This is a genomic window from Corynebacterium sp. 335C (assembly GCF_053525695.1).
On sequence record NZ_JASTTB010000001.1, the window covers coordinates 1,295,263 to 1,316,360 of the forward strand.

Below are 21,098 nucleotides of genomic sequence, written 5' to 3' on the forward strand. Positions count from 1 at the left end.
CACACGTGCGCAACCGTATCGTTGACGACCCCCCGACAACAAATCACGGCAGCTGGCGGACGGTGTCGCCCATGATCCGGTGGGCCCCGTCGTCGAGCAGCCGGCGGGCGACGAGGCGCCCCAGCTCCTCCGCCTCCGCCAGAGGTGCGGCGGCCGATCGGACCAGCCGCTCGGAGCCGTCGAGGGCGTAGACGCCGGCGGTCAGCTCCAGCTCCCCCTCCTCCGTGACGACGGCGTGCGCGCCGACCGGCGCGGTGCAGCCGGCCTGCAGCTCGGCGAGGATCATGCGCTCCGCGACGGCGCGGGCGCGGGTCTCCGCGTGGTCGAGGCGGCGCAGCGCCAGGACGACGTCGGAGTCGTCGGCGCGGCACTCCACGGCCAGGGCGCCCTGGGCGGGCGCGGGCATGAGGACGTCGGCGCCGAGCGACTCGGTGGCGCGGTCGAGGCGGCCGGTGCGCTCCAGGCCGGCGCGGGCGAGGATGACCGCGTCGAGGTCCTCCTCCACGCGGCCCATGCGGGTCTCGATGTTGCCGCGCAGCGGGCGGATGTCCAGGTCCGGGCGCAGGGCGCGGAGCTGGGAGACGCGGCGCGGGGCGGAGGTGCCGACGGCGGCGCCCTCCGGCAGGTCCGCCAGGGCGACGCGGCCGCGGGAGACGAGCACCTCGCGGGCGTCGGCGCGCGACGGCACGGCGGCGACGGTCAGCCGCGGGTCCTCGGCGGTGGGCAGGTCCTTGAAGGAGTGCACGGCGATGTCGATGACGCCCTCGTACAGGGCCTCGCGCAGGGCGTTGGTGAACACGCCGACGCCGATCTTCTCGACCGGGTCGTGGCGGTTGACGTCGCCCTCCGTGCGGATGACGACGAGTTCGGCGGGGCGGCCGTTGCGGATGAGCGCGTCCCGCACGGTCCCCGACTGGGTCATGGCCAGCTCGGAGCCGCGCGTGCCGATGCGCAGCGTCCTCTCGTCGTCGTGCTCCGTCATGGCAGCGCGCCTCCCTCGTTCCGGATCAGCATGTGCCCGGCCTGGCCGAGCATCTGCCCCATCCTATCGCCGACCATGAGGTCGGTGGGGATGTCCGTGTCCGAGTACAGGCCCTCCGCCGCGTCGAGCGGCAGGTCGAACAGGCGCTGCAGGGCGACGGCGTAGGAGGTGCCGCCGGCCTCGCCGGAGAGCTTCTTCACCTGGACGGTCGGCTCGTGCAGGAGCTTGTCGACGACGCGCTGCACGGTGCGGCCGACCTCGCGGCGCTCCCGCTCGCTCAGGCCGGGGGTCTTCGCCTCCAGGCGCAGCAGCTCGGCGGCGACGACCTCCCCGGCGCGCTCGCGCAGCGCCTTGACCGTCGGCGCGACCTCGAGGGCGCGCTGGGCGGCGAGGTAGGCCCCGAGCTCCTCCCGGACGATGACGGCCGCGCGGGCGCGGTCGGCCTCCGCGAGCTCGTTGGCGCCGGACATCTGCAGGTGCTCGATGTCGAAGAGGGAGACGCCGTCGATGTCGCCGACGCCATCCTCGACGTCGCGCGGCATGGACAGGTCGACGACGGCCAGGGGGCGGCCGCCGCGCAGCGCCATCGCCGCGTCGACGTCGGCGGAGGAGACGACGGGCGAGACGGAGCCGGTGGCGGTGACCAGCAGGTCCGCGTGCTCCAGCGCCGCCGCGTAGTCCTCCAGGGCGATCGCGTCGGCGGGCACTCCGGCCTCCACGGAGTGGGAGGCCAGGTTCTCCGCGCGGTCGACGCTGCGGTTGGCGACGGTGATGCGGTCGACGCCCATGCGGCCCAGGTGGGTGGCCGCCAGGGAGCTCATCGCGCCGGCGCCGAGCACGACGGCGGACAGGCCGGACAGGCCCGCGGCGCCGTCGGCGTCGTAGGTCGGGTTGAGGAAGCGGCCGGCCTCGTCGACGGCGACGGAGACCATCGACGCCCCCGCCTCGTCGATGCCGGTCTCGGCGTGCACCCGCTTGCCGGCGTGCAGCGCCTTCTGCGCCAGCTCGTGGATGGTGCGGCCGGCGAAGCCCAGGTCGGCGGCCTCCTGGTAGGAGGACCGGATCTGGCCGAGGATCTGCTGCTCGCCGACGACCATGGAGTCCAGGCCCGCGGCGACCTGGAGCATGTGCTCCGCGGCGCCCTCGGCGTAGCGGACGTACAGGTGCGGGGTGAGATCGTCGAGGTCGAGGCCCGTGCGGTCCGTCATCTCGCGCAGCACGGCGCCGAGGCCGGCGTGGAAGCCGCGCACGGAGGCGTAGTACTCGACGCGGTTGCACGTCGACACGAGCATCGCCTCGGTCACCGCGTCATCCGCCGTCAGGCACGCCAGCGCCTTCGGGCGGTCGACCTCCGCGACCGTCACCCGCTCCAGCACCGGCACCGGCGCGGACCGGTGCGACATGCCCACCAACAACACGCTCACGGATTCACCACCGCCGACCGAACCTCCTCCACGTGGCGCACGGGGGTCGCCCGCGGCCCGCCACTCGTCTTCGATACCCCACGGTAGTTCCGACGGGAGTTGACGTTCAAACACGCCCTGCCAGGGCCTTTCCGGTAAGCCTATCCTAATCCGCGATGCCCTGGAGGGCATCCTCCAGTTCGTCGTCGTCGATCTCCCAGCACGCGATCTCCTCGCCGTCGACGAGGACGACCGGCACCCGGTCGCCGAACTCCACCGCGTCCGCGCCGTCGCCGGCGTCGACGTCGACCACCTCCAGCGCCGCGCCGTGCCGGGCGACGATCGGGCGGATCTGCCCCTCCACCCGCGCGCAGGACCCGCAGCCCTCGCGCACCATCAGCGTCACCGTCGCCATCCGGGCCTCCCTCGTTCTCCGTCGTGCCCCGCCGCGGCCGCCGCGCGGCCCCGTCGCCGCGCGCCTACGATTGCACGGCGCCTACGATTGTCGACAGTAGGCCCCGCCCGCCCGAAAGGAGCGCCGTGCCCCTCCCCGATCACGGACGCGACATGCACATGCCCAGCGACGTCCTCGGCGATCTGCTGCCGTCGCACGGCGCCGTGCGCAACTTCCTGGAGAACGTCGCGCTGCGCCCCGTCGACGACGCCAGCCAGCGCGCCGCCGGCGACGCCGCGGCGCTCGCGGCCCTGGGGCAGCTCTACGACGTCGAGGCGGAGGAGCTGGCCTCCGGCTTCCGCTCCGTCCGCGGCGCCTCCGACGCGGCCGGCCCGGACTTCGGCGCCGCCCCGGGGGACGACGGCGTCCCCTCCGACGCCGGCGCGGCGGCGTTCTTCGACGTCGACAACACGCTCATCCAGGGCGCGTCCATCGTCCTGTTCGGCGTCGGCCTGGCCAAGCGCGGCTTCTTCAACCGCGGGGACCTCGCCTCCATGGCGTGGAAGCAGCTGAAGTTCCGTGTCTCCGGCTCCGAGAACCTCAACGACGTCGCCTCCGGCCGCGAGCAGGCCCTCGAGCTCGTCCGCGGCCAGCGGGTCGACGACATCGTGGCGCTGGCGGAGGACATCTTCGACGACTCCATCGGCGACCGCATCTACTCCGAGACGCGCGAGCTCGCCGACCTGCACCTCCAGGCCGGCCAGGAGGTGTGGCTCGTCACCGCCACCCCCGTGCAGCTGGCCCAGGTCATCGCCCGGCGCCTCGGCTTCACCGGCGCGCTCGGCACCGTCGCCGAGGTCGAGGACGGCGTGTTCACCGGCCGCCTCGTCGGCGACATCCTCCACGGCCCCGGCAAGAAGCACGCCGTCGCCGCCCTCGCCGCCTCCCGCGGCCTGGAGCTCGCCCGCTGCACCGCCTACTCCGACTCCTCCAACGACGTGCCGATGCTGTCCATGGTCGGCTCCGCCGTCGCCATCAACCCCGACCGGCGCCTGCGCCGCGAGGCCCTCGAGCGCGGCTGGCCCGTCCGCGACTACCGCCCCCTGCGCCAGGCCACCCTCCGCGCCATCCGCTGGGGCGTCCGGGGAGCCGGCGTCGCGGGCGCCGGCGCCGCCGGCTGGGCCGGCGTCCACGCCGTGCGGCGGCGGCGCGCCCGCCGCACGGGTCCCGTCGTCACGCGTCAGTAGAACGCGCTGCGCCGCGTGCGCAGCCGCCCCAGCAGCCGCTCCTGGATGCGGCCCCGCACCTCCTCGGCCAGGCCGAGCACCGTCACCGCGTCGGCGTGGGCCTCCGGCTCCGGCGACCCCGGCTCCATGACCTCCGCGCGGTAGCGCTCCGCCCACTCCCCCGGATCGACGGGCGGCAGGAAGTCGATGGTCCACTTGCTCGGCAGCGGGATCGCGCCGAACGGGCCCAGCCACGGGAAGAACGGCGTCACCGGCACGTACGGCACGCCCATGCCCTTCGCCGCCGCGAGCCCGAGGTCCCGCAGCATCGCCGCGACCGCCGCGCGCCGCTTCGCGCCCCGCTCCCCCAGGAAGAACGCGGGCAGCTGCGCCGGGGGCGTCCCCAGCCCGTCGGCCAGCAGATCCGCCAGGCCGATGACCAGCTCCTCCACCGCCTCGTCCAGCGGCGCCGCCCCCTCCGCGCGGCCGATGCCCGCGGCGACGCCCTCGCCGCCCAGCAGGCTCGCCCCGCGGAACGCCGAACCCAGCTGCGGGTAGATCTCCTCCGCCCCGACGACCGCCACCGGGATGATGGGCGCGCCGTGGCGCAGCGCCAGCGCCGCGAACCCGCCGCGGCCGAAGCGCTGCAGCCGGTACCGCGCCGTGTACGGCTTGCCCAGGCCCCGGTAGCCCTCCGGGTAGTCCGCCAGCAGCTCCCCCGCCGCCAGCAGCGCATGCGCGTTCGCCCGGTCCGCGCGCACCGCGCCCAGCCGGTCCGCCAGCGCGCCCACCCCGGGCACCGCGTAGGCGACGTCGCCCGCCAGCAGCCGCGACCAGCGGCCCGTGCCCCGGTGCACCGCGACCTGCGTCATCAGCGCGTCGACCGGGATGTTGCCCGAGTGGTTGGAGACCAGGATCGCCGCCCCGTCGGCCGGGATGTTCTCCAGCCCCGTGGCCTCCGTCCGGAACCAGGTGTCGTAGAGCGGCGCGAGGGCCGGCAGCCACACGCGCTCCACGAACTCCAGATCCGGCCCGTCGATCATGCCCATGACCCTACAGAAGCGACGGCGCCCGCCGCCCCGGTATCGCGGGGAGGCGGGCGCCGTCGGGCCCGGGCCTACTTGCCGAGCTTGCGACGCTGGACGCGGGTGCGGCGCAGCATCTTGCGGTGCTTCTTCTTGGACATGCGCTTGCGGCGCTTCTTGATCACGGAACCCATGGTCTGGACCTCGTTTCCTCGGGGATGGTCTGTACGGCTGCCGCGTCCGGGCGGGACTCGCCGGATGCGCCGGGACACGGGCAATGCGCCCATGATAGCGGGGCGCCGTGCCGCCGGGTCAAACGGCCCCGGCTCAGCCCGCGCGGTAGGAGGAGGACTCCAGGTACTCCGACACCGCGGTCTCGTGGACGCGGAAGGAGCGGCCCACGCGCACCGCGGGCAGCTCGCCGGAGTGCACCAGGCGGTACACCGTCATCTTCGAGACGCGCATGATGTCCGCGACCTCGGCCACGGTCAGGAACGTTCCGTTATCGCTCTTCGCCATGTGAGTAGTTTTCCCTTCACCGCGCGTCTCGCGCTGCAGGCTTCCCCTCCTGCAGACTTCAGGGCACGAACGCGCTCCCCACACTTTAGCGTTAACGGTGGGACAATTGCGATACAACGATGAACAACGGTTCCCCCGTGACTGATGGGGATTGCGGCGACCTGCGGGGACGCCGCCGCGGCCCCTCCCGGGACCGCGCGGGCGCACCCGCCGTCAGCGGCGCCCGAGCTCCACGGAACGGTCGCGGGCGGCGCGCATCGCCTTCGACACCGCGCCCCGCAGCCCCTCCTCGTCCAGCGTCCGCGTCGCCGCGACCGTCGTGCCGGCCGGCGAGGACACGTCCGCGCGCAGCCGCACCGGATCCGCACCCTCGGCCAGCAGCATCTCCGCCGCGCCCGCCATCGTCTCCGACGCCAGGCGCAGCGTCTGCTCCCGCGTCAGGCCCAGGTCGACGCCTGCGTCGCACATCGCCTCGATGAACTGGAAGAAATACGCCGGGCCGGAGCCCGACACCGCCGTCACCGCGTCCATCTGCGACTCGGCGACGACCTCGACGGCGCCGACCTTGCCCAGCAGCGACGCCACCGTCTCCAGCTGGCCGTCGCCGCAGAAGCGGCCGCGGGCGACGGCGCACATGCCGCGGCGCACCAGCATCGGGGTGTTCGGCATGACCCGCACCACCGGCGTGCCGACGGGGAACACGCCCTCCACGGCCTCCAGCGTCAGGCCCGCGGCCATGGACACGACGACCATGTCCCCGTCGTCCTCGTCGACGACGCCGGCGATGGACTCCAGCACCCCCATGACGTCATGCGGCTTCACGCACACGAACGCGACGTCCGCGCCGTCCGCCGCCGACGCCGCGTCCTCCGCCGCGACGACGCCGAACTCCGCGGCGACCTCCGCGCGGCGCTCCGCCGACGTCTCGGCGACGCGGATGCACCCCGGCTCCACGCCGCCGTCGACCAGTCCCCCGATGAGGGCGGAGCCGATCCTGCCTCCGCCGATGATCGCGATCTTCATGCCGGGCATCGTGCCAGAGAAGGCCCCCGTCCGCGTAAACGGACGGGGGCCTCCCGGGGGCGGGCCGGGCCGGTCAGAACAGCGACATCAGCCAGGGCCCGAACGTCAGCAGCAGGCCGACGACGCCGGCGAGGATCGGCGTCAGCGTGTCCCGGCGGCGGCGCAGGCCGTTGGCCGCGGCGACCAGCAGGCCGGTGACCGCCAGCGCGATGAGGGCCGTGACGACGGCCGGCAGCGCGCTGTGCCACAGCACCATGAACACGAGGAACAGGGCCGCGCCGGCCAGGAGGCCGACGAGGACCTGCACGACCAGCAGGCCGTAGGACAGGGAGTCGTCCTCGCTCTGCGCGGGACGGGACTGGCGGCGCTTCTCCGGGGCGGCGGCCGGCTCGGCGGCGTCGTCGGCGTCGTCGGCGTCGGCCTCGTCGGCCTCCGGCTCGTCGTCCGCGACCACAGGCAGGACGCCGGTGCGGGCGGAGGGATCGACGTCGTCGAACTCCCCGGCGCGGCCGGCCTCCTCCCGATCCTCCAGGTCCTCGTCGCGGATGGCGCCCTGGACGTCGGTGCGGGCCTCGCCCGGCGCCGGCTCGTCCGGCCGCGCGAAGGACGCGACGGCGGGGGCGCCGGCGGCCGCGGCGGCGGCACCGGCGGCCGGGGCCGCCGCGGACGCGCGGGGCTCCTCCGGCTCGGGCTGCGGCTCCGGCTCGGGCTCGGGCTCGGGCTGCGGCTCCGCGAAGACGCCGAGCGCCTCGAGGGCCATCGGGCCCTGCTCCGCCACCGGCTGCGACGCGGTCTCCGCGTCGTGCAGCGCCGTGAAGGTGAAGGTGATCTCGCCGGCCTCCGGGACCTCCATGACGGGGGCCGGGGACACCGGCGTCGCCAGCGGCACGCCGGCGCGCATCGACCGATCGGCGACGGTCACCGGGGTGCGGCGGGCGCGCTCCGGGGCGGGCGCGGGGGCCGGCTCGGGCTCGGGCTCCGGCTGCAGCGGCGTTGCCGCGGCGCGCTCCGGCTCCGGGGCGGCGGCGGGCGCGTCGTCACGCGCATCGGCGGCGTCGGCCGCCGGGGCCTGCGGCTCCGGGGCCGCGGCCGGCTCGTCGTCACGCGCCTCCGGCTCCGCGGGCGCCGCGACCTGCGGCTCCTCCGCGGCATCGTCCGCGTCGGCGGCGGCGTGGGCGCCGCGGCGCGGGCCCTCGGCCTGGACGCGCGGCTGCCCGCCCGTGAGATCGGCGACGGAGATGCCGCCCTCCTCCAGGCTGCGGCGGCGCCGCCGGCGGCCGCCGTCGGAGGGGGCCGCCTCCTTGCCCGCGCGCGCGAGCAGTTCGGCGACGGTGAGCTTTTCCTCGCTCATCTCATCCCTTCCCGTAGAGGTCACTGTCCAGGCGGCGGAGGATCACGCCCTCCCGGAGGGCCCAGGGGCAGATCTCCAGCTGCTCCAGCCCCAATGCTCGCATACTAGCCTCCGCCACGAGGGCGCCCGCGACGATCTGGTGCGAGCGGTTCGAGCTCACTCCCTCCAGCTCCGCGCGGTCCGCGGCCGTCATGCGGGAGATGAACGCGATCAGCTGCCGCAGGCCCGGGGCCGTCAACGTGCGCTTCACGCGCGGGCCGGCGGAGCTCGGGGCCGCGCCCGTCAGGCGGGCCAGGGTGCGGAACGTCTTCGACGTGGCGACGGCGCGGTCCGCGACGCCGAGGGCCCGCAGGTGCTTCGCCGGCTCCACCAGCTCCGCGTCGATGTAGTCGCGCAGCAGATCGATGCGCTTGCGCTCCGGCGGGTCGGTGTCGAACCACTCGTGGGTCAGGCGGCCGGCGCCCAGCAGCAGCGAGTACGCCGCCTCCGGGTCCTCGTCGGTGCCGGAGGTCAGCTCCAGGGAGCCGCCGCCGATGTCGAGGTTGATGATGCGGCCGGCGGACCAGCCGTACCAGCGGCGCGCCGCCAGGAACGTCAGGCGGGCCTCGTCGACGCCGGAGAGGATCTCCAGCCGCACGCCCGTCTCCCTCTCCACGTGGTCGAGCACGTAGTCGGAGTTGCGGGCGTCGCGGACGGCGGACGTCGCGAAGGAGATCATCTCCTCGCACTTCATCTGCTCGGACAGCTCCTTCGCTTCGCCCACGTAGGAGGTGAGCTTCCGGATGCCCTTGTCCGAGAGGTTGTCGTCCGCGTCGAGGTACTCGACGAGCTTCATCGTCGACTTCGAGTCGCTCATCGGCGTCGGGTGGCCGCCCCTGCGGGCGTCCACCATCACGAGATGAACGGTATTGCTGCCGACGTCCAGTACACCTAATCGCACGCCCGTCAGGGTAGACGGTCTACCGTGGTCCGGTGTGAATCACCGCCACCCCCGCCCGGGCCGCACGGACCAGCCCTCCGCGGCCGAGGTGCGGGAGGACTTCCCCCGCGAATGGTTCGAGTTCACGGACCCCGGGGATCCCCTGCACCTCATCACCGTCGACGTGACGTGGCTCCTGTCCCGCTACTCCTGCGCGTTCGGCACCGACGCGTGCCCCGGCATCCAGGCCGCGAACGCGGACGCCGGCTGCTGCATCCACGGCGCCTTCCTCACCGACGAGGACGACCGCGACCGCGTGATCGAGACGGTGCGCCGCATGGAGGCCGACCCGCGCGAGCCGGAGGGACCCGGCGATCCCGGCGGCTGGTGGCAGAACCGGCCCGACGGCGTCGCGGACTTCTACCGCGCCATCGACGGCGACGCGGCGGACGAGCCGCTGGAGCCGTGGCTGGAGTGGGACGAGCTGGAGGACGACGACGGCGAGATGGAGCCGGCGCTGCGCACCGCCGTCGTCGGCGGCGCCTGCGTCTTCGCCAACCGGGAGGGCTGGCCCGGCGGGCACGGCTGCGCCATCCACCAGTGGGCGGTGGCCCGCGGCATCGACCACGTCGACGTCAAGCCCGACGTGTGCTGGCAGGTGCCGCTGCGCCGGCTGGAGGACTGGGAGGAGCGGCCCGACGGGCAGGAGATCCTCCACACCGTCATCACGGAGTACGACCGCCGCGCGTGGGGCGGCGGCGCGGAGTTCGAGTGGTGGTGCACCGGCGCGCCGGCGACGCACGGGTCGGCGCGGGCGCTGTACCGCAGCTCCGAGAGCGAGCTGCGGGCGCTCGTCGGCGACGACTGCTACGAGATCATCGCGGAGCACTGCGCCGGCCGGGAGCGCGCGGGCCTGGCCGGCGCGTTCGGCCCGTCGGGGTACCCGCTGCTGGCGGTGCATCCGGCGACGTGCGCGGCCGCGGAGGGGTTGCCGCCGCAGGATGCGTGATTGCGTGACGACGCCCCTCGTCTGTGCAGCCCCGCCCCGGCCATGAATGCGGCGACAGCCGGCCGACGGGGTGGTCGGCCGGCCGTCGTTCGCGGGGGTTCTAGAAGACCCCGGCGATGCCGTTGCTCTTTGCACCGGGGCGGGATTCCACGATGGCGTCGGCCGCCGAGATGGCCAGGCGGAGGGCCTGCATCGCGTCGACGCCGCCGACCTTGAGGGTGCCACCGTCGATGTCCTCGGAGAACACCTCGCAGTACCAGTCGTCGCCCTCGGCGTACGGCTGGCGCAGGCCGACGGTGAATTCACCGGCGTCGTCGGCGCAGGTTCGCTGGGCGAGAATTTCGGGCATGATTACCTCCTGCAGTTAGCGTAACGAACTGCAGCAGCAGCCCAGCACGCAGCGCGAGCATGCGGGATCGGAATAGCCCTACACCTGGCGGAATCCCTGGCGTACTGCCGGTCGCGGTTTTTATTCTCCAGACCCCAACATTGGCAAGCCTTGCCTTATCGCGTTTTTCGTGTCAGACCCGCCAGTCCATAGCCACTGGCTACACACCCCGTTTTCGGGATGCCCCGACGCCGCCGATGCGCCCAAGGGCGGAGCAGCCTGGGAGCGCCTTCCCCAGCGATCGAGCCGGCCCCGCGGATGATCTGAACCGCGGAGGGCGCCACCGCCCGGCGCTACTCCTCGAACTTGTAGCCGAGGCCGCGGACGGTGACGAGGTGGCGCGGCGACGACGGGTTGGCCTCGATCTTGGAGCGCAGGCGCTTGACGTGGACGTCGAGGGTCTTCGTGTCGCCGACGTAGTCGGCGCCCCACACCCGGTCGATGAGCTGGCCGCGGGTGAGCACGCGGCCGGAGTTGCGCAGCAGGTACTCGAGGAGGTCGAACTCCTTGAGCGGCATCTGCACCTCCTCGCCGTCGACGGTGACGACGTGGCGCTCCACGTCCATGACGACGCGGCCGGCGTCCAGCACGTCGTCCGACTCGAACTCGTCCACCGCCTCGGCCTCGCTGCCGCGGCGCAGGACCGCGCGGATGCGGGCGATGAGCTCGCGGGAGCTGTACGGCTTGGTCACGTAGTCGTCGGCGCCGATCTCCAGGCCGACGACCTTGTCGATCTCGCTGTCGCGGGCGGTGACCATGATGACCGGCACCGAGGAGCGCTGCCGCAGGGTCTTGCACACCTCCGTGCCGCCCATGCCGGGCAGCATGAGGTCCAGCAGGACGATGTCGGGCGCCGACTCGTCGAACTGCGCCAGCGCCGAGGGGCCGTCGCCGGCGATGCGGACCGTGAACCCCTCCTTCTCCAGGAGGAACGCGAGGGGTTCGGCGAGGGCGGCCTCGTCCTCGACGATGAGCACGTCGGTCACGTCTGGGTCCTTCCGGTGGCTGCTAGTCGGCGTCGGCGGCGGGGAGCTCGAGGGTGAACGTGGAGCCGGTCCCCGGCCTGCTCCACAGCTTAATGGCCCCGCCGTGATTCGCCACGACATGCTTGACGATGGCCAGGCCCAGGCCCGTGCCGCCGGTGGCGCGGGAGCGGGCCTTGTCGACGCGGAAGAACCGCTCGAAGATCCGCTCCTGGTCGGCCAGGGAGATGCCGATGCCGCGGTCGGTGACGCGGATGACGATCGCCTCGTCGTCCTGCCGGGCGCAGCTGATGGACACCGTCGTCTGATCCGGCGAGTAGTTCACCGCGTTGTTGATGAGGTTCGCGACCGCGGTGACCAGCAGGGTGCGGTCGCCGCGGACGACGAGGCCCTCCGGGCAGTTCGCCGTCACCTCGATGCCCGCGTCGGCGGCGAGCTGCCGGGTGCGGCTGACGGCGCCGTCGATGACGTCGCGGACGTCGACGTCCTCCATGTCGGGCAGCGCCTCCGCGCCCTGCAGCTTCGACAGGGAGATGAGCTCCGTGATGAGCGTCGACATGCGCTTGGCCTCCCGCATGAGGGAGGCGCCGAAGTGGTCGACCGCGTCCGGGTCGTCCTTCGCCTGCATGAGCGCCTCCACCAGCAGGCTCAGCGCGCCGACGGGCGTCTTCAGCTCGTGGGAGACGTTGGCGACGAAGTCGCGGCGGGCGGACTCCATGCGCACCAGATCCGAGTCGTCGACGCCGTAGAGCACCGCGAAGCGGTCGTCGGCCAGCGTCAGCGGCGTCGCCACGCACCGCACGTACGTCGACGGGCCGCCGGGGCGCCGCGACGGGATGGTCAGCGGCACCTCCTGCGTCTCCTGCGAGTCGAACACCCGCAGCGCCGCGTCCCAGCACCGCTCGTTGAGGGTGCGCTCGTGGACCATGTCCAGCACGTGGGAGCGCGGGTTGGACAGGATGACGTCCTTCGACACGTCCACCACCACGACGCCGGTCGGCGAGTTCTGGATGGCCAGGTGCATCACCTGCGCGACGGTCGACACCCGCTGGTCCGCGGCCCCGTCGGCGGAGCGCCGGCGGGCGGGGCGGCGCAGCGCGCCGGCCAGCGCCAGGGCGGCGAGGAGGACGGCGGCGCCGGCGAGGGCGCCCAGGAGATACGGCAGCACGGGCCCCACGATAGCGCCGCGGCCCCGCGCGCACCGGACGGGCCGGGTGCGCGCGGGGCCGCAACGGGGGTGGCGTGCGGGGCTACTTGCTGCCCTGGGCGGCGACGGCGGCCGCGCCCGCGGCGGCGGCCTCCGGGTCCAGGTAGGTGCCGCCCTGGTTCCGCACGGCGCCCTCGGCGTCGAACTCGTAGACCAGCGGGATGCCGGTCGGGATGTTCAGCGCCGCGATGTCCTCGTCGGAGATGCCGTCGAGGTGCTTGACCAGCGCGCGCAGGGAGTTGCCGTGCGCGGCGACCATGACGGTCTCGCCGGCCTTCAGGCGCGGCAGGATCTCCGCCTCGAAGTACGGCACGAGGCGCTTGACGACGTCGAGGAGGCACTCGGTGCGCGGCACCGCGTCCAGGTCGGCGTAGCGCGGGTCCGCGGCCTGCGAGTACTCGGAGTCGTCGGCCAGCTCCGGCGGCGGGGTGTCGTAGGAGCGGCGCCAGCTCATGAACTGGTCCTCGCCGTACTTCTCCTTCGTCTCCGCCTTGTTCAGGCCCTGCAGGGCGCCGTAGTGGCGCTCGTTGAGGCGCCAGTCGCGGATGACCGGGATCCACAGGCGGTCGGCGACGTCGAGCGCCAGGTGCGCGGTGTTGATCGCGCGGCGCAGCAGGGAGGTGTACAGGACGGTGGGCTCGAGGCCGGCGTCGACCAGCATTTCGCCGGCGCGGACGGCCTCCGCGCGGCCCTTGTCGGTGAGGGCGACGTCCACCCAGCCGGTGAACTGGTTGGAGGCGTTCCACTCGGACTGCCCATGACGGACGAGAATCAGCTTTCCGGTGCTCATGTCCCCAATGATGCACGAAAAGGGGGTGGCGCGCCGCCCCCGGGGCAACCCCGGCTCAGCCCTCCCCGGGGGCCGGGGCGTCGTCCGGCGCGAGGTGGCGGAACTGCTCGAGGTTGCGGGTGGACTCGCCGTGGTCGATGCGCCAGCGCCACTCCTTGCGGATGGACTCGGCGAAGCCGCGCTCGAGGATGGGGTTGAAGTCGCCGTCGGCGGCCTCGAGGACCTGGCCGAGCAGCCGGTCGAGGTCCGCGTCGCCCAGCCGGGCGGGCAGCTGGCCGACGAGGTAGACGTCGCCGTCGTGATCGAGCGCGTACCCGACGCCGAACATGCGGCGGTTGCGCTGCAGCAGCCACTCGTGGACGGCGGCGGGGTCGTCCTCCGGGGCGCGGCACACGAACGCCTCGACCCGCAGGGAGTCGGGCGCGGGGCGCAGCACGCAGGTGGTCTTCAGCTTGCGGGTGCCCGGCAGCGTGACGACGCACGCGTCCGGCGCCGTCGCATGCTCCACGCCGAGCCCATCCAGCTGCGCGGAGAGGCCCTTCAGCGCTTCGTTCCTGTCCCAGCTCATGCTTCCTTCGTACCGTCCCCGGCGGCCGCGCGGGGGCAGCCGGCCGAATCGCGCTCCCGGGCGGAGGCCGCGGCGGCCCGGTAGACGCCCAGCAGCGTCTCGACGCCGGCCTCCCACGAGAAGTCGCGGGCGCGCTCCGGCGCGGCGGCGGCCATGGCGAGGCGGCGGTCGTCGTCGTCCAGCAGATCCGCGAGCGCCCGGGCCCAGTCGGCGGCGCCGTGGCCGTCGACGAGCACGCCGGTCTCCCCGTCGGCGACGGCGACGGGCAGGCCGCCGACGCGGGCGGCGACGACGGGGGTGCCGCAGGCCTGGGCCTCCATGGCGACCATGCCGAAGGACTCGTTGTAGCTGGGCACGGCGACGACGTCGGCGGCCTGGTACAGCGGCACGAGGTCCTCCGGCGGGCGGGGCCGCAGGAAGCGGACGTGGCCGCCGAGGCCGAGGTCGCGGGCGAGGTCGAGGAACTCGTCGGGGCGTTCGAGGCCGCTGCCGGAGGGGCCGCCGCAGACGAGGACGCGGAGGTCGCGCTCGGGGTCGCGGGCGAGGATCTCGGCGGCGGCGCGGAGCAGCACCTGCGGGCCCTTGAAGCGCTGGAGGCGGCCGACGAAGGCGACGACCTGGGCCTTCAGGGGGATGCCGAGGTCGCGGCGGGCGCGTTCGGTGGCGCGGTCGGAGCCGGGCTGGAACAGGTCGACGTCGACGCCGGGCGGGATGACGTCGATGCGGGAGCGGTCGGCGTCGTAGAAGGCGACGAGGTTGTCGGCCTCCTCCTCGGTGTTGACGACCATGCGGTCGGCGTTGTCGGCGATCTGCTGCTCGCAGATGCGGCGCGACTCCGGCTCGGGCGAGTCGCCGTCGGCGAGGTGGAGGTTCTTCACCGCTGCCAGCGTGTGGGCGGTGTGGACGAGCGGGACGCGCCACAGGTCGCGCAGCAGCCAGCCGACCTGGCCGGAGAGCCAGTAGTGGGAGTGGACGACGTCGTAGCGCAGGCCGTGCTCGCGGACGACGGCGAGGACGCCGCCGGCGAACGCGGCGAGCTGCGTCGGCAGCTCCTCCTTCGACAGCCCCTCGTAGGGCCCCGCGACGACGGTGATGACGCGGAGGTTCGGCTCGACCTCCGTGATGCGGCGGCGGCAGGGCCGGGTGGCGCGGGTGTAGACGTCGACGGCGACGCCGGCGCGGGCGAGGCGCTGGCAGCTGCGCAGCACGTAGACGTTCATCCCGCCGGCGTCGCCGGTGCCCGGCTGCTCGAGGGGGCTGGTGTGCATGGACAGCACGGCGACGGAGCGGATGGGGGCGTCGGTCATGCCCCCAGCATGCCCACGCGCAGCTCAGGCGCGCAATCGCATGCGGCGCCTGACGACGGTCCCCGCCGCGGCCCGCCGCCCGGCGCGGGAACCTACGGTCGGGTAGGCTTCGGGCATCGCCGACGCGAAGGGACGAGCATGACCACGACCAACGGACACGACGGCGCCGGGGATCCCCGCCCCTGGCTGGCCCACTACCCGGAGTGGACCCCGGCGCACCTCGACTACGGCGACGACACCCTGCTGGACGTCTACCGGCGCGCCGTCGCGGAGTGGCCGGACCGCCCGGCCGTGACGTTCTTCAACCGCACCCGCACCTACGCGGAGCTGGACCTGCTGGTCCGCCGGGCCGCGGCCCGGCTGCGGGACATGGGCGTCGCCCAGGGCGACCGCGTCGCCATCCTGCTGCCGAACTGCCCGCAGCACCTCGTCGCCTACTGGGCGCTGCTGCACCTCGGCGCCACCGTCATCGAGCACAACCCGCTCTACACCGCCCACGAGCTCCGGGGCCCGTTCGCCGACCACGGCGCGAAGCTCGCCATCGTCTGGGACAACAGCGCGGAGGTCGTGGAGACGCTGGTCGCGGACACGCCGCTGGAGACCGTCGTGCCGGTGGACATCACGAAGGACATGCCGCTGCACCTGCAGCTGGCGATGCGCCTGCCCGTGCCGAAGGTCCGCGAGATGCGCTCCCGGCTCACCGCCGGCGACGGCCGGGCCGACGGGTCGCTGTTCGGCGGGCGCGTCGACAGGCACGCTCCGCCGCTGCCGACGACCGCGGCCCCGGTGACCCGCGACGACGTCGCGGTCATCATGTACACCTCCGGCACCACCGGCTCGCCGAAGGGCGCGCAGCTGACCCACGGCAACCTCGTCGCCAACATCCTGCAGGGCCGCTCCTGGGTGCCGGGCCTCGGCGACGAGCGCGAGGTGTCCCTCGGCGTGCTGCCGATGTTCCACGCCTACGGCCTCACGATCGTCACCAACGTCTCCATGCTCATCGGCGCCGAGCTCGTCCAGCTGCCCGCCGCGGAGATGCCGCTCATCATGAAGGTGCTCAAGCGCAAGCGCCCGACGTGGGTGCCGGGCGTGCCGACGCTGTACGAGAAGATCATGGAGACCGCCGAGAAGGAGGGCGCCTCCATCGAGGGCATCCGCTTCAGCTTCTGCGGCGCCTCCACCCTGCCGGTCTCCGTCGTCCGGCGCTGGGAGGAGATGACCGGCGGCAAGCTCGTCGAGGGCTACGGCCTCACCGAGACGTCGCCGATCATCGTGGGCAACCCCATGGACGGCAACCGCCGCCCCGGCTACGTCGGCATCCCCTTCCCCGACACCGAGGTCCGCGTCGTCGACCCGGAGGAGCCGACCCGCGAGCTGCCCTACGGCGAGGAGGGCGAGGTCGTCGTCCGCGGCCCCCAGGTCTTCGCCGGCTACCTCAACATGCCGGAGGCGACGGAGAAGTCCTTCGCCGACGGGTGGTACCGCACCGGCGACGTCGGCGTCATGGAGCCCGACGGCTTCCTGCGGCTCGTCGCCCGCATCAAGGAGGTCATCATCACCGGCGGCTTCAACGTCTACCCCGCCGAGGTGGAGGAGGTGCTGCTGGAGCACCCGCACATCGCCGACGCCACCGTCGTCGGCCTGCCGAAGTCCGACGGCTCCGAGCTCGTCGTCGCCGCCGTCGCGCTCGACGACTACGCCCAGCTGGACACCGGCGCCTACCGCGACCACTGCCGCGACAACCTCACCCGCTACAAGGTCCCGCGGGCGTTCTTCCACCTCGACGAGATGCCCCGCGACATGATGGGCAAGGTCCGCCGCCGCGACGTCCGCGACGTGCTGCTCGAGCGGCTCGCCGAGGACGGCCGCACCGTCGACGACCTCACCCGCCGGTAGCGGCGGGGCGTCAGTCCAGGCCGACGCCCACCCACACCGGCTCCGGCACCAGCTCCACGCCGAAGGCGGCGCGGACGCCGTCGCGGACCTCGCGCGCCAGCGCCACCAGGTCCGCCGTCGACGCGCCGCCGCGGTTCGTCAGCGCCAGCGTGTGCTTCGTCGACAGCCGCACCGGCGCCCCCTCGCCCGGGTGGCCCTTCGGGAACCCGGCGCGCTCGATGAGCCACGCCGCCGACAGCTTCACCCGGCCCTCCCCGCCCGGGTAGCGCGGCATCGACTCCGCCGCGTCCGCCCCGGCGCGCTCCGCGACGCGCTCCAGCACGCCGGGCAGATCCGCCTCCGGGATGACCGGGTTGGTGAAGAACGATCCGGCCGACCACGTGTCGCGGTCGGCGTCGTCAAGCACCATCCCCTTGCCCCGGCGCAGGGCCAGCACCTCGCGGCGCACGTCGGCGACCGGGCGCCGCGCCTCGCCCGCGCGGCCCTCCTCCTCCGTCACGCCCAGTCGCCGCGCCAGCTCGCCGTAGCGCAGCGGCGCGCTCAGCCCGTCGACGGTGAGGCGGAAGCGCACCGCCAGCACCACCGCGCGGCCCGTGAACTTCAGGTTCGACCAGCGGTACGACAGCTCCAGCGACTCCGGCGGCACCCACTCGATCTCCCCGGTGGCGCGGTGGTACAGGCGCACCGCGTCCAGGACCCGATCGACCTCCTGGCCGTACGCGCCGACGTTCTGCACCGGCGTCGCGCCGACGGACCCCGGGATGCCCGACAGGCACTCCAGGCCGCCGAAGCCCGCGTCCACCGACATCGCGACGACGTCGTCCCACACGGCGCCGGCGTCCGCCTCGACGATGGCGGCGGTCTGCTCCAGCCCGTGGCCCTCCGTGGAGATGCGGACGTCGTCGGCGTCGATCACCACCGCCACCAGATCGCCCGGATCGTCGGCGACGACGAGGTTCGACCCGCCGCCCACGACGAGCAGCGGGACCCCCTCGCGGTCGAGGATCCCGGTCACCTCCGCGACCGCCTCCGGCGTCGCGCAGCGCACCACTGCGGAGGGCGCGCCGCCCAGCCGCAGCGTCGTCAGCTGCGAAAACGGGACGTCGCGGAAAGTTTCGGCTCCGGAAACGCCGGAGATTGCCTGCATCGCGGAATCGTGCACGCCTCCACGTTAGTATCGGCGCCATGGCTACCCGAACCGACGTCACCGCGACCGTCCCCCACGCCCCCGAGAAGGTCCACGCGGCCCTCACGTCCAACGAGTACTGGACGTGGCTCGCCGAGAACATGTCCGAGCCCGCCGGCGAGGTCAAGTCCTTCTCCGCCGGAGAGCACGCCGAGGTCGAGATCGACCAGCAGATGGCCACCGACAAGCTCCCCGACGCCGTCAAGAGCTTCGTGCAGAACGGCCTCACCGTCACCCGCAAGGTCTCCTGGGGCCCGCTCGACGGCGACGGCGCCACCGCCACCATCTCCTCCGAGGTCAACGGCTTCCCTGTCTCCTTCACCGGCTCCCAGAAGCTGTCCCCGGAGGGCGACGGCTCCGCCATCGCCGCCTCCGTCGACGTCACCGTCTCCATCCCCATGATGGGCGCCATGCTCGAGCCGAAGGTCGCCGAGGCCGTCAAGGGCATCTACGAGCGCGAGGCCCAGATGCTGGCCCAGTACATCTCCGAGCGCGGCTAGCCCCTCCCCGGGAACCCCGCTCCCCCCGGGGCGCGGCGCCCGCCCTATCCTGGCGCCATGCCCCACCACCACAACCTCCGCGCGGACTGGTCGACGACCGGTCCGCGCGGCGTCGTCACCAGGGGCACCACCAACGCCAACCGGCTGCGCCGCGCCGACCGGTGGCTGGCGCACCACCCGGACGCGGCCGCCGTGCTGCGCCGGGCCGAGGCGCCGCTCGCCGTCGACCTCGGCTACGGCGCCAGCCACGTGACGACGTGCGAGTGGGCCCGCCACCTCCGCCGCGTCGACCCCCGCGTCCGCGTCGTCGGCCTGGAGATCGAGCCCTCCCGCGTCCTGCCGCCCCGCGACGGCGTCGAATTCGCCCTCGGCGGCTTCGAGCTCGCCGGGCTGCGCCCCCACCTCGTCCGCGCCTTCAACGTCCTGCGGCAGTACGACGCCGGCGACGTCGACGACGCCTGGCGCGAGGTCTGCGGCCGCCTCGCCCCCGGCGGCCTGTTCCTCGAGGGCACCTGCGACGAAATCGGCCGCCGCGCCACCTGGATCCTCCTCGGCGCCGAGGGGCCGCGCACCCTCACCCTCGCCTGGGATCCGAATGACGTGGAGCGCCCCTCCGACCTCGCGGAGCGGCTGCCGAAGGTCCTCATCCACCGCAACGCCCCCGGCGAGCCCGTCCACGACCTCCTCGCCGCCGCCGACCGCGCCTGGGACATGGCCGCCGGCTGGGCGCCCCACGGCCCCCGCCAGCGCTGGCGCGTCGCCCTGGAGTCCCTCGCCGCCGCCGGCGAGCCCGTCGCCGTGCCGCGCCGCGCCGGCCGCGACAACGTCCTCACCGTCCCCGTCGCCCGCGTCGCCCCGGAGTACGCGGACGGGTTCGGCTGAGGGCGGGGCACGGGGGCGCGGCCGCGCGGGGCGGCTGGCACACTGGGACCCATGGCTTCATCGACCGGCGGGCGCGTCGCCCGCACCGTGATCCTCGTCCTCGTCATCCTGGCCCTCGTCGCCGCCGCGGCGGAGATCGGCGCCCGCATGTACGCGGGCAAGGTCGTCGCCGACGAGTTCCGGGCCATGCACGCCGAGCAGGGCGTGGAGGTGCAGGAGACCCCCGACGTCTCCTTCGGCTCCTCCTCCGTCGTCCTCGGCTACCTCACCGGCGGCATCGGGCGGGTCGACATCGACTCCCCGTCGACGCTGCAGGTGGAGAACCCCGCGGCCGAGGGCGGCGCCCCCGTCGTCCGCGGCACCCCCGCGGCGGACGTCCGCATCACCGGCCTCGACCTCTCCGACCAGTCGAACCCGACGGCCGCGGCCGCGGGCGTCCGCGTCATGCTGCCCGACGAGCTGCTGCAGGCCTCCGCCAACCAGGAGATCCTCGCCCGCCCGGCCGAGGGCCCGCTCGCCCAGGCGCTCGTCGGCGCCGCCCGCGTCACCGGGCTGCACGCCGACCCCGGCCGCGACGTCCTCGTCGCCGAATTCGCCGGCGGCCTGGTCACCGTCGACTTCCGCCCCCGCGCCCAGGCCGGCGACGCCGTCGTCGACGTCCAGGGCGGCTCCATCGCCGGCATCGCCGTCGACGGCTTCATCCAGCGCGTCGCCGACCAGGCCATCCGCGGGCCCATCGCCGACCTCGGCGAGACGATGTCCATCGACTCCTTCGAGGTCGTCGACGGCGGCGTCGTCGTGAACCTCAGCGGGGAGAACGTCACCGCCGCCGACCTGGAGCGGCTCTCCCAGGACGCGGCCTAGTCCCCCGCACCCGGCCCCGCCCACGGGGCCGCCGCGGCCGGCGCCTGCACCACGTGCGCGCCGGCCGCGAGCAGATCGGGGACCAGGCCGCCGAGGGGGACGTCGTCACGCTCCGGCAGCGCGACGACGCCGACCCGGTCCGCGCCCGCCGACCGCAGGCGCGCGGCGAGCTCCGCGACCGACGCGGGCGACGCCCCGCGCAGCGCCACCGCGTCCGCCCCGGCGCGCGCCGCCAGCGCCGGCGCCCCCGCGTCGTGGCCGGGGCCGAGGACGACGGTGAGCTGCACCGGCGGGGCGACCGCCTCCCGCAGCGCGGCCAGCTCCCCCAGCAGCCGCGCCCCGCCGGGCTCCGCCGCCGCGGCCGGGTCCACGACGACGGCGACGTCCACGGCGCCGTGGGCGACCGCCAGCCGCGCCTCCGCCGCCTTCACCAGCACGTGGTTCTTCCCCTCCGGCCAGCCCGCGACCGAGCCGAGGCGCGTGCGCCCCCGGTCCACGTGCGCCAGCGCCTCCAGCGCCCCGCCGTGGACCCGCACCCCCGCCGCGCCCGCGGCGACGGCGGCCTCCACCTCCGCGCGCACGCGGTCCGGCGGGGCCATGGGGTCGAAGACGGCGGCGTCGATGCGGTCGGGGCTGGGCGTGACGGGGGCCATGCCGACCCAGCGTAGCGGCGGGC

Annotated in this window: 23 protein-coding genes; 6 read left to right on the forward strand and 17 right to left on the reverse strand. The window is 74.2% G+C overall.

Annotated features, from left to right (window positions below; all coding sequences use genetic code 11):
• Positions 1 to 43: 43 nt before the first annotated feature.
• The 3 genes from hemC to QQS41_RS05620 form a co-directional block, all read right to left on the reverse strand.
• The gene (gene hemC, locus QQS41_RS05610; protein ID WP_448851666.1) at positions 44 to 982 is read right to left on the reverse strand and encodes a hydroxymethylbilane synthase; all 939 of its coding nucleotides are present in this window, start codon (positions 980 to 982) and stop codon (positions 44 to 46) included.
• Positions 979 to 2,406, reverse strand: coding sequence for a glutamyl-tRNA reductase (locus tag QQS41_RS05615; RefSeq protein ID WP_448851667.1), 1,428 nt, complete (start codon positions 2,404 to 2,406; stop codon positions 979 to 981). The genes hemC and QQS41_RS05615 overlap by 4 nt, the downstream gene beginning before the upstream one ends.
• Positions 2,407 to 2,551: 145 nt before the next feature.
• Positions 2,552 to 2,800, reverse strand: coding sequence for a glutaredoxin family protein (locus QQS41_RS05620; protein ID WP_448851668.1), 249 nt, complete (start codon positions 2,798 to 2,800; stop codon positions 2,552 to 2,554).
• A 152-nt stretch (positions 2,801 to 2,952) separates the two neighbouring features.
• Between QQS41_RS05620 and QQS41_RS05625 the strand changes: the two genes are divergently transcribed.
• On the forward strand, positions 2,953 to 4,026 hold the full coding sequence (locus QQS41_RS05625; RefSeq protein WP_448851988.1) for an HAD-IB family hydrolase: 1,074 nt from the start codon (positions 2,953 to 2,955) through the stop codon (positions 4,024 to 4,026).
• On the opposite strand, the gene QQS41_RS05630 is transcribed toward QQS41_RS05625, so the two are convergent.
• The 6 genes from QQS41_RS05630 to QQS41_RS05655 all read right to left on the reverse strand — a co-directional run bounded on the left by QQS41_RS05630 (position 4,020) and on the right by QQS41_RS05655 (position 8,863).
• Positions 4,020 to 5,048 (reverse strand): 1-acyl-sn-glycerol-3-phosphate acyltransferase, encoded by a 1,029-nt coding sequence (locus tag QQS41_RS05630; RefSeq protein WP_448851669.1) that lies wholly within the window; start codon positions 5,046 to 5,048, stop codon positions 4,020 to 4,022. The two genes, QQS41_RS05625 and QQS41_RS05630, sit on opposite strands and share 7 nt — an antisense overlap.
• A 74-nt stretch (positions 5,049 to 5,122) precedes the next feature.
• Positions 5,123 to 5,224 carry a 30S ribosomal protein bS22 gene (locus QQS41_RS05635; protein WP_003855542.1) on the reverse strand — a complete coding sequence of 34 codons (102 nt, stop codon included), beginning with the start codon at positions 5,222 to 5,224 and terminating at the stop codon, positions 5,123 to 5,125.
• A gap of 133 nt (positions 5,225 to 5,357) precedes the next feature.
• Positions 5,358 to 5,549, reverse strand: a complete 192-nt coding sequence (locus QQS41_RS05640; RefSeq protein ID WP_303143896.1) for a helix-turn-helix domain-containing protein — start codon at positions 5,547 to 5,549, stop codon at positions 5,358 to 5,360.
• Positions 5,550 to 5,762: 213 nt separating this feature from the next.
• Complete coding sequence (gene proC, locus QQS41_RS05645) at positions 5,763 to 6,572, reverse strand: pyrroline-5-carboxylate reductase (RefSeq protein WP_448851670.1); 810 nt, start codon at positions 6,570 to 6,572, stop codon at positions 5,763 to 5,765.
• Between the two features lie 73 nt (positions 6,573 to 6,645).
• The gene (locus tag QQS41_RS05650; protein WP_448851671.1) at positions 6,646 to 7,923 is read right to left on the reverse strand and encodes a hypothetical protein; all 1,278 of its coding nucleotides are present in this window, start codon (positions 7,921 to 7,923) and stop codon (positions 6,646 to 6,648) included.
• A 1-nt stretch (position 7,924) separates the two neighbouring features.
• A complete protein-coding gene (locus QQS41_RS05655) occupies positions 7,925 to 8,863 on the reverse strand; it encodes a Ppx/GppA phosphatase family protein (RefSeq protein ID WP_448851672.1) in 939 nt (312 codons plus the stop codon).
• 34 nt (positions 8,864 to 8,897) lie between these two features.
• Here QQS41_RS05655 and QQS41_RS05660 point away from each other — a divergent pair, with 34 nt between their 5' ends.
• Complete coding sequence (locus tag QQS41_RS05660; protein WP_448851673.1) at positions 8,898 to 9,851, forward strand: hypothetical protein; 954 nt, start codon at positions 8,898 to 8,900, stop codon at positions 9,849 to 9,851.
• A 100-nt stretch (positions 9,852 to 9,951) separates the two neighbouring features.
• Here the strand turns inward: QQS41_RS05660 and QQS41_RS05665 are convergent, their stop codons facing one another.
• The 6 genes from QQS41_RS05665 to mshA all read right to left on the reverse strand — a co-directional run bounded on the left by QQS41_RS05665 (position 9,952) and on the right by mshA (position 15,094).
• Positions 9,952 to 10,200, reverse strand: a complete 249-nt coding sequence (locus QQS41_RS05665; RefSeq protein ID WP_448851674.1) for a DUF6968 family protein — start codon at positions 10,198 to 10,200, stop codon at positions 9,952 to 9,954.
• 332 nt (positions 10,201 to 10,532) lie between these two features.
• On the reverse strand, positions 10,533 to 11,225 hold the full coding sequence (locus tag QQS41_RS05670) for a response regulator (RefSeq protein ID WP_448851675.1): 693 nt from the start codon (positions 11,223 to 11,225) through the stop codon (positions 10,533 to 10,535).
• Positions 11,226 to 11,247: 22 nt separating this feature from the next.
• Positions 11,248 to 12,390, reverse strand: a complete 1,143-nt coding sequence (locus tag QQS41_RS05675; protein WP_448851676.1) for a sensor histidine kinase — start codon at positions 12,388 to 12,390, stop codon at positions 11,248 to 11,250.
• An 82-nt stretch (positions 12,391 to 12,472) separates the two neighbouring features.
• Complete coding sequence (locus tag QQS41_RS05680; protein ID WP_448851677.1) at positions 12,473 to 13,219, reverse strand: phosphoglyceromutase; 747 nt, start codon at positions 13,217 to 13,219, stop codon at positions 12,473 to 12,475.
• Positions 13,220 to 13,274: 55 nt separating this feature from the next.
• The gene (locus QQS41_RS05685; RefSeq protein WP_448851678.1) at positions 13,275 to 13,787 is read right to left on the reverse strand and encodes a YbjN domain-containing protein; all 513 of its coding nucleotides are present in this window, start codon (positions 13,785 to 13,787) and stop codon (positions 13,275 to 13,277) included.
• Positions 13,784 to 15,094: a D-inositol-3-phosphate glycosyltransferase gene (gene mshA / locus QQS41_RS05690; RefSeq protein ID WP_448851679.1), complete on the reverse strand. Its 1,311-nt coding sequence runs from the start codon at positions 15,092 to 15,094 to the stop codon at positions 13,784 to 13,786. Before mshA ends, QQS41_RS05685 begins: the two co-directional genes overlap by 4 nt.
• 138 nt (positions 15,095 to 15,232) lie before the next feature.
• On the opposite strand from mshA, the gene QQS41_RS05695 reads away from it, so the two are divergent.
• The gene (locus QQS41_RS05695) at positions 15,233 to 16,990 is read left to right on the forward strand and encodes a long-chain-fatty-acid--CoA ligase (protein ID WP_448851680.1); all 1,758 of its coding nucleotides are present in this window, start codon (positions 15,233 to 15,235) and stop codon (positions 16,988 to 16,990) included.
• A gap of 10 nt (positions 16,991 to 17,000) precedes the next feature.
• Here the strand turns inward: QQS41_RS05695 and QQS41_RS05700 are convergent, their stop codons facing one another.
• Positions 17,001 to 18,152, reverse strand: a complete 1,152-nt coding sequence (locus QQS41_RS05700) for a UDP-N-acetylmuramate dehydrogenase (RefSeq protein WP_448851681.1) — start codon at positions 18,150 to 18,152, stop codon at positions 17,001 to 17,003.
• A 23-nt stretch (positions 18,153 to 18,175) separates the two neighbouring features.
• Between QQS41_RS05700 and QQS41_RS05705 the strand changes: the two genes are divergently transcribed.
• From QQS41_RS05705 to QQS41_RS05715, 3 genes are read left to right on the forward strand one after another with little or no spacing between them, the layout of a single operon-like run.
• Positions 18,176 to 18,676, forward strand: coding sequence for a DUF2505 domain-containing protein (locus tag QQS41_RS05705; protein WP_448851682.1), 501 nt, complete (start codon positions 18,176 to 18,178; stop codon positions 18,674 to 18,676).
• 57 nt (positions 18,677 to 18,733) lie between these two features.
• Complete coding sequence (locus QQS41_RS05710) at positions 18,734 to 19,558, forward strand: class I SAM-dependent methyltransferase (protein WP_448851683.1); 825 nt, start codon at positions 18,734 to 18,736, stop codon at positions 19,556 to 19,558.
• A gap of 51 nt (positions 19,559 to 19,609) precedes the next feature.
• Positions 19,610 to 20,422: an LmeA family phospholipid-binding protein gene (locus tag QQS41_RS05715; protein WP_448851684.1), complete on the forward strand. Its 813-nt coding sequence runs from the start codon at positions 19,610 to 19,612 to the stop codon at positions 20,420 to 20,422.
• Here QQS41_RS05715 and QQS41_RS05720 read toward each other — a convergent pair.
• Positions 20,419 to 21,075, reverse strand: coding sequence for a hypothetical protein (locus QQS41_RS05720; RefSeq protein WP_448851685.1), 657 nt, complete (start codon positions 21,073 to 21,075; stop codon positions 20,419 to 20,421). The genes QQS41_RS05715 and QQS41_RS05720 overlap by 4 nt on opposite strands.
• Between the last annotated feature and the right edge of the window lie 23 nt (positions 21,076 to 21,098).

What these genes read in the sequence shown, in the direction of transcription:
- QQS41_RS05620 (WP_448851668.1), bottom strand. Translation starts at nt 2,800, where the DNA reads ATGGCGACGGTGACGCTGATGGTGCGCGAGGGCTGCGGGTCCTGCGCG.
- QQS41_RS05710 (WP_448851683.1), top strand. Translation starts at nt 18,734, where the DNA reads ATGCCCCACCACCACAACCTCCGCGCGGACTGGTCGACGACCGGTCCG.
- QQS41_RS05720 (WP_448851685.1), bottom strand. Translation starts at nt 21,075, where the DNA reads ATGGCCCCCGTCACGCCCAGCCCCGACCGCATCGACGCCGCCGTCTTC.
- QQS41_RS05685 (WP_448851678.1), bottom strand. Translation starts at nt 13,787, where the DNA reads ATGAGCTGGGACAGGAACGAAGCGCTGAAGGGCCTCTCCGCGCAGCTG.
- QQS41_RS05715 (WP_448851684.1), top strand. Translation starts at nt 19,610, where the DNA reads ATGGCTTCATCGACCGGCGGGCGCGTCGCCCGCACCGTGATCCTCGTC.
- QQS41_RS05640 (WP_303143896.1), bottom strand. Translation starts at nt 5,549, where the DNA reads ATGGCGAAGAGCGATAACGGAACGTTCCTGACCGTGGCCGAGGTCGCG.
- QQS41_RS05695 (WP_448851680.1), top strand. Translation starts at nt 15,233, where the DNA reads ATGACCACGACCAACGGACACGACGGCGCCGGGGATCCCCGCCCCTGG.
- proC (WP_448851670.1), bottom strand. Translation starts at nt 6,572, where the DNA reads ATGAAGATCGCGATCATCGGCGGAGGCAGGATCGGCTCCGCCCTCATC.
- QQS41_RS05625 (WP_448851988.1), top strand. Translation starts at nt 2,953, where the DNA reads ATGCACATGCCCAGCGACGTCCTCGGCGATCTGCTGCCGTCGCACGGC.
- mshA (WP_448851679.1), bottom strand. Translation starts at nt 15,094, where the DNA reads ATGACCGACGCCCCCATCCGCTCCGTCGCCGTGCTGTCCATGCACACC.
- QQS41_RS05650 (WP_448851671.1), bottom strand. Translation starts at nt 7,923, where the DNA reads ATGAGCGAGGAAAAGCTCACCGTCGCCGAACTGCTCGCGCGCGCGGGC.
- QQS41_RS05705 (WP_448851682.1), top strand. Translation starts at nt 18,176, where the DNA reads ATGGCTACCCGAACCGACGTCACCGCGACCGTCCCCCACGCCCCCGAG.
- QQS41_RS05665 (WP_448851674.1), bottom strand. Translation starts at nt 10,200, where the DNA reads ATGCCCGAAATTCTCGCCCAGCGAACCTGCGCCGACGACGCCGGTGAA.
- QQS41_RS05635 (WP_003855542.1), bottom strand. Translation starts at nt 5,224, where the DNA reads ATGGGTTCCGTGATCAAGAAGCGCCGCAAGCGCATGTCCAAGAAGAAG.
- QQS41_RS05630 (WP_448851669.1), bottom strand. Translation starts at nt 5,048, where the DNA reads ATGATCGACGGGCCGGATCTGGAGTTCGTGGAGCGCGTGTGGCTGCCG.
- hemC (WP_448851666.1), bottom strand. Translation starts at nt 982, where the DNA reads ATGACGGAGCACGACGACGAGAGGACGCTGCGCATCGGCACGCGCGGC.
- QQS41_RS05680 (WP_448851677.1), bottom strand. Translation starts at nt 13,219, where the DNA reads ATGAGCACCGGAAAGCTGATTCTCGTCCGTCATGGGCAGTCCGAGTGG.